The sequence below is a fragment of the Alteromonas sp. AO-Serp genome, from assembly GCF_017849675.1.
In the GTDB taxonomy this organism is placed as follows: domain Bacteria; phylum Pseudomonadota; class Gammaproteobacteria; order Enterobacterales; family Alteromonadaceae; genus Alteromonas; species Alteromonas macleodii.
In genome coordinates, this window is the sequence record NZ_JAFLMX010000230.1 from 1 (window position 1) to 2,148 (window position 2,148).

At 46.9% G+C, this 2,148-nt stretch carries 2 protein-coding genes; one reads left to right on the forward strand and one right to left on the reverse strand.

What is annotated here, in order from left to right:
- Positions 1-707: DUF72 domain-containing protein (locus QVA83_RS15605; RefSeq protein ID WP_287498663.1), on the reverse strand; the 707-nt coding region annotated here is incomplete at its 3' end.
- Between the two features lie 247 nt (positions 708-954).
- Between QVA83_RS15605 and aspS the strand changes: the two genes are divergently transcribed.
- Positions 955-2,148: aspartate--tRNA ligase (gene aspS, locus QVA83_RS15610; protein WP_287498664.1), on the forward strand; the 1,194-nt coding region annotated here is incomplete at its 3' end.

Genomic DNA, 2,148 nt, shown 5'->3' on the forward strand with positions numbered 1-2,148 from the left:
ACGTCTTTTCCTTCACTTTGCCAAATCTTCACTTTTTTCACCCAAGGCAATAAACAGCGTTGGTTGTCATCATCAACATCATTGCCTACAAAGCGCACAATGGGAGTACGTCCCGTAGCGATAACGTTTACCGGTACACGGGGCTTTTTCTCTCGCACTTCCTCTAGCATCGCACGTCTATTTGTTCCCCCTGAGTCTAAAGAGCCAGTGAAAAGCGCTCGGGTGTCCATAATGATTCTGTTCGCACCGTGGCGGATCAAAAGTTGATTAAGCGCCTTTTCCTCATCACCCTTTGCAAAAAATGCCAGGTGGCGCACCTCAACCGCTATGTTTAATTCTTGTGGTAACGCCGCTAAAAAGGTATCCAAAATGGATAGCTTTTCTGGCCCAAAAGAAGCGGGCAGTTGCAGCATCATGACTCCTAGCTTTTCTTTTAACGGGCTTAATAAAGCAAGCTGTTGGGCAACCTCTTCATCACAATGCTGTAATTGATGTACATGAGTAATGTTCTGGTGAAACTTGAAAGTAAATCTGAAGTGGCAGGGTACTGAATCGCACCATCTCGCTACAGCGTCTTGGTGGGGAAGAGAGTAAAATGTGGTATTCCCTTCAACCGTATTACACTCCTTAGCATACAGCGACAATCCATTATCAGACTTGGGATAATTAGCAAACCACGTGCTTGGCCAATGGCTGTGTTGCCACATTGGCAATCCAATATAGAGATTTCCTTGTGATATGGCTGATTTGTGCATATTTGTCATTGGGCTTTATCAAGCATTTGTTTATACTATGCGGCCTTTAAATCATTACATTATGCATGTTGTGGGCGGGCCAGCTAATTGGCCAGCAAGTTTACGTGATTTTTGGCAAAGTCTTAAGCCCAAAAGTAAGCGGTTTTGAACGCCAATTCACTGCATGCGAAGCAAGAAAAAACATCAGGGGTCAAGGACCATGCGCACAGATTACTGTGGGAATATCGATTCATCATACATTGGACAAGAAGTTACCCTTTGCGGGTGGGTTAATAAGCGTCGCGATTTAGGCGGTGTAATTTTCATCGACTTACGCGACCGCGAAGGTATCGTACAAGTGGTGTTCGACCCAGATTTACCAGACGTGCTATCGGTAGCTAACACCTTGCGTAGCGAATTCTGTGTAAAGCTAACGGGTAAAGTGCGTGCGCGCCCTGAAGGTCAAGTAAATAAAGACATGCGCACAGGTGAGATTGAGATCCTGGGCACAGGCCTTGAAGTGATCAACAAGTCTGACGTGCTTCCACTGGACTGGAACCAAGAAAACTCCGAAGAACAGCGCCTTCGCTATCGTTATCTAGATCTTCGCCGTCCCGTAATGAGCCAGCGTTTACAATTCCGTGCAAAAGTAACCGGTGCTGTACGTCGCTTCCTAGAAGAAGAAGGTTTCCTTGATATTGAAACGCCTATTCTTACTAAGGCAACGCCAGAAGGTGCACGTGACTACCTAGTGCCAAGCCGCACACACAAAGGTGAGTTCTTTGCACTTCCGCAATCGCCACAGCTTTTCAAACAGCTTCTGATGATGTCGGGCATGGATCGTTACTATCAAATCGTTAAGTGCTTCCGCGATGAAGACTTACGTGCCGACCGTCAGCCAGAATTTACCCAAATCGATATTGAGACCACGTTCTTAGATGCCGATGGCGTAATGTCTATTACCGAGCGTATGATCCGCGACTTGTTCAACAAAATGCTAAACGTTGACCTTGGTGACTTCCCGCGCATGACGTATAAAGAAGCCATGACGCGCTTTGGTAGTGACAAGCCAGACCTACGTAACCCGCTAGAGTTAACAGACGTTGCAGACTTGCTTGCTAACGTTGACTTTAAAGTATTCAGCGGCCCGGCAAACGACCCTAAAGGTCGCGTTGCGGCAATTCGCGTACCCGGTGGGGCGTCGCTTTCGCGTAAGCAAATTGACGAATACACCAAATTTGTAGGTATTTACGGCGCGAAAGGCCTGGCTTGGATTAAAGTTAACGATGCTGGTGCTGGTCTTGAAGGTCTACAGTCGCCAATCCTTAAATTCCTAACTGAAGACATCACTAACGCCATGCTAGAGCGCACTGGCGCACAAAGTGGCGATATTCTATTGTTCGGTGCAGACAGC